This is a genomic window from Pseudonocardia sp. (assembly GCF_029263155.1).
Taxonomy (GTDB): Bacteria; Actinomycetota; Actinomycetes; order Mycobacteriales; family Pseudonocardiaceae; genus Pseudonocardia.
This window is the reverse complement of the sequence record NZ_JAJCYB010000123.1, coordinates 1-3,634: the sequence shown is the minus strand read 5'-3', so window position 1 is coordinate 3,634 and position 3,634 is coordinate 1. Positions and strand designations below refer to the sequence as shown.

Annotated in this window: 5 protein-coding genes; all 5 read left to right on the top strand. The window is 74.5% G+C overall.

The genetic code is table 11. The features are described 5' to 3' along the window. Positions 1-232 precede the first annotated feature (232 nt). Positions 233-877, top strand: a complete 645-nt coding sequence (locus tag Q1K26_RS26625) for a helix-turn-helix domain-containing protein (RefSeq protein ID WP_300018927.1) — start codon at positions 233-235, stop codon at positions 875-877. 24 nt (positions 878-901) lie between these two features. Then, positions 902-1,432 carry a methylated-DNA--[protein]-cysteine S-methyltransferase gene (locus Q1K26_RS26620; protein WP_300018924.1) on the top strand — a complete coding sequence of 177 codons (531 nt, stop codon included), beginning with the start codon at positions 902-904 and terminating at the stop codon, positions 1,430-1,432. A 150-nt stretch (positions 1,433-1,582) separates the two neighbouring features. Beyond that, a complete protein-coding gene (locus Q1K26_RS26615; protein ID WP_300018921.1) occupies positions 1,583-2,083 on the top strand; it encodes a cupin domain-containing protein in 501 nt (166 codons plus the stop codon). An 80-nt stretch (positions 2,084-2,163) separates the two neighbouring features. Then, positions 2,164-2,604, top strand: a complete 441-nt coding sequence (locus Q1K26_RS26610; RefSeq protein ID WP_300018918.1) for a hypothetical protein — start codon at positions 2,164-2,166, stop codon at positions 2,602-2,604. Positions 2,605-2,612: 8 nt separating this feature from the next. After that, positions 2,613-3,488 carry a DNA-formamidopyrimidine glycosylase family protein gene (locus Q1K26_RS26605; RefSeq protein WP_300018915.1) on the top strand — a complete coding sequence of 292 codons (876 nt, stop codon included), beginning with the start codon at positions 2,613-2,615 and terminating at the stop codon, positions 3,486-3,488. Positions 3,489-3,634 lie beyond the last annotated feature (146 nt).

The following is a 3,634-nucleotide window of genomic DNA, read 5'->3' as shown; positions in this document are numbered from 1 at the left end:
CCCGACTCGCGCGCACGCAGGCCCCGACTCGCGCGCACGCAGGCCCCGACTCGCGCGCACGCAGGCCCCGACTCGCGCGCACGCAGGCCCCGACACGCGCGAGTCGGGGTTTCCGTGCGCGCGAGTCGGGCTGTGCGTGCGAAGGGATGCGGACGCCAGGTGGCGGTGGAATTGAAGTATGGACTAGAGTTATGGAACGTAATTCCAGAACGAGGGGCCGGGCGGTGGTCACGTGAACGGTGCGCGACGGGCGGCCGGGCGGAACAGGTCGGCCGACACCCGCCGCCGGATCGTGGAGGCGGCCACCCGGCTGTTCGTCGAGCGGGGCTATCTCGAGACCACCATGTCCGGCCTGGCCGGGGCCGCCGGGGTGGCGGTGCAGACGCTCTACCTCTCCTTCGACGGGAAGGCCGCGGTACTGGAGGCCGCGCTGGCCGCGCAGGCCGAGAACCATCCGTCCGGGTGGGTCCCGGACGCCGACGGACCGACCCTCCTCGCGGCCCACGTGAGCGCGACGGCGGCCGCCGTCGCCCGGCAGCACCCGCTCGCGGCGGTCCTGCGCGCCGCTGCGGCCGATCCCGAACCGGCCGCGCTGCTCGCGCGTTCCCGTCGCGACGCCCTGGCCGCCCACGCACGCGCCGTCGACGAGCTGGCCGAGCGGCCGGGCTTCACGGTGCTCGTCTCGCTGCAGCGGGCCACCGAGATGGCCGCGGCCCTGCTGTCCCCCGAGACCTACGGGCTGCTCGTCGCCGACCAGGGCTGGACGGTCCCGGACTGGGTGGACTGGGCCACCCGGCATCTCGCGGTCGATCTCTACCCGGGGTCGTCGGGGCAGACGGAGAGAGTAGGACCGACGGAGGAGGTCTGCGGCGGATAGGGCCGCGGGGGCACACTGCGTTGCATGTCCCTCGCCGTCACCGTCGTCCCCGCGCCCGGCCCGATCGGTGCGCTCACGGTGGGCGTGACCGCCGCGGGTCTCGCGCTGGTCGGCTTCGGTGCGGTGCCCGAGCTCACCCGGCGGGCCGCCGCCCGCCTCGGCGTGCCGGTCGTCGACGACGCGGGCGCCACGGCCGAAGCGGAGGCGCAGCTCGCCGGATACCTGGCGGGCGAGCGGCGCAGGTTCACGCTGCCGCTCGACTGGAGCCTCACGGCCGGCTCGCAGCGTCGCGTGCTGCAGGCGCTGCGCGACAGCGTGCCGTTCGGTGCCACCGTGACCTACGGCGAGCTGGCTCTGCGCGCCGCGCTGGGCGGTGGGCACACGGCGGCCCGCGGCGTCGGCGCGGTCATGGGATCCAACCCGATCCCGGTCGTCGTGCCGTGTCACCGCGTCCTGGCCGCCGACGGCCTGGGCGGTTTCGGCGGCGGTCGCGCCACCAAGGAGTGGCTGCTGGCGCTGGAGGGCGTGCTCACCCCCGCCCTGGACCTCGGCTGAACGTCGTCGGCTGACGTCCGACTTCGTCAACGGCGCCGTCGGCCTCCCCGTGCGGTCGTAGCGCGGGGCGGGCGGCCGGGACCCGATCCACAGGTACTACCGTGCGTACTCGACCGACCGCGGGAGGTACGCGTGGGCAGCATCGGCCGGATGATCGCGACGATCGCGATCGCGACCGCACTCGCCGGCTGTGCGCAACCGGGGCAGCTCGGGTCCGAGCGGTCGACCCCCGACCAGGTGCCACCTGCGCCGGTCAACCCGGCTGCGGCACCGGCGTCGGCCGCGCTCGCCGTCCCCCAGTTGCCCGCCCTGCTCGGGGCCGGGCTCGTCGACTACCCGGTCGAGATCCGTACACCCGGGCCCGCGATGTACTCCGTGCGCACCTCGACCCTGCCGCCGGGCGGCACGACGGGCTGGCACGCGCACCCGGGGACTGAGGCCACGATCGTCACCGCCGGCGCGGTCACGATCGTCGCGCAGGGCGGGTGCGACCCGGTCCGCTACAACGCGGGCGACGCCCTGTTCGTCGCCGACGCCGTGCCGCACCTCGCCCGCAACGACGGCCCCGGGCCGGTCGAGCTGCTCTCGGACTACCTGCTCGCCCCCGGCGCCCCCGACCGCTACGACGCGCCACCCGCCTGCGCCGCGTAGACCCCTCCCGTACCGCCCCCGATGTGGGACAGTGGAACGGGTACGGCCCCGCCCGGGGCCCGGGCACCTCGGCAGGGAGCATGGCAGCGAAGACGGTCGCCGGCGTCGACGGACGCACCTGGTCGGTGCGCCGCAACATCGAGTGGTCCGTGCCCGCCACGGGCGACGACTTCGAGCACGACGTCGACGGCGGGCGCGGCGCCGCGGTCCTGATCCTCTCCGCGCTGTTCCTGTTCTGGGTGATCCTCATCGTCTGGACGCCTGCCCTGGTGCACGTCCCCTGGTTCTTCTGGCTGATCGCGGCCGTCGCCGTGCTGTTCTTCCCGTTCCGCTGGTGGCTGCGCCGGCCGTGGACGGTCGTCGCGGAGACGGCGGGCAGCTACGACCAGCCCGCGGAGCGCTGGACCGGGCTGGTGCGCGGCGGCACGAAGGCCCGTGAGGAGATCCGCATCGTCGTCCGCAGGCTGCGCACCCAGGGCACACCCGGCCACGCCGACAGCCCGCTGCAGCCGGTGAACTAGGCGTACCGGTGCCGGAGCTGCCCGAGGTCGAGGCCCTCGCCCACCACCTGCGCGAGCACGCGATCTACCGGCCGGTGGCGCGCGTCGACGTCGCCTCGATGAGCGCGGTCAAGACCGTCCGGCCACCGGTCACGGAGCTGACCGGGCGGGTGGTCACGGGCGCGGCGCGCTACGGGAAGTTCCTGTCCGTCGAGTTCCTCGACCGGCCCGACGACCCCCTGCACCTGATCACGCACCTGTCGCGCGCCGGCTGGCTGCGCTGGCACGACACGGCCTCGGCCACGCCGCCGAGGCCCGGTCGCGGGCCGCTGGAGCTGCGGGTGCACCTCGACCACGTCGGCGGCCCGGGTTTCGACCTGACCGAGGCCGGCACCCAGAAGCGGCTGGCGGTGTACCTGGTGCCCGATCCGCGGCAGGTGCCCGGCATCGCGCGGCTGGGTCCCGACGCGCTGGCACTGACCCGGGACGAGTTCGGCGCGCTGCTCGCGGGGCGGACCGAGCGGATCAAGACGCTGCTGGTGGAGCAGACGGTGCTGGCGGGCGTCGGCAACGCCTACAGCGACGAGATCCTGCACACCGCGAGGCTCTCGCCCTACGCCTCCGCCGCGCGCCTGTCCGCCGAGCAGGTGGACGCCCTGTACGCGGCCCTGCACACGATCCTGACCGACGCGGTCGAGCGGTCGGTCGGCCAGAAGGCCGCGGAGCTCAAGGGCGAGAAGCGCTCGGGGCTGCGCGTGCACGCCCGTACCGGGCTGCCCTGCCCGGTCTGCGGCGACACCGTGCGGGAGGTCTCGTTCGCCACGAAGTCGTTCCAGTACTGCCCCGGCTGCCAGACCGGGGGCAGGCCGCTGGCCGACCGCAGGCTGTCGCGGCTGGTGCGGTAGCGGCAGGTCAGACCCGGTTCCGCAGGTAGTTCATGGGATGATCTCCAGTGGTGACCGTTGATCTTCGTGGGCGGTTGAGGAGTCGGCGCGCAGGTCGAGGGCCCGGATGTCGCGTCCGGGTGGGCGGAGTTCCAGGGCTCGGGGGT

Coding starts and splice junctions, on each gene's coding strand:
- Q1K26_RS26610 (WP_300018918.1), top strand. CDS start 2,164: ATGGCAGCGAAGACGGTCGCCGGCGTCGACGGACGCACCTGGTCGGTG.
- Q1K26_RS26615 (WP_300018921.1), top strand. CDS start 1,583: ATGATCGCGACGATCGCGATCGCGACCGCACTCGCCGGCTGTGCGCAA.
- Q1K26_RS26620 (WP_300018924.1), top strand. CDS start 902: ATGTCCCTCGCCGTCACCGTCGTCCCCGCGCCCGGCCCGATCGGTGCG.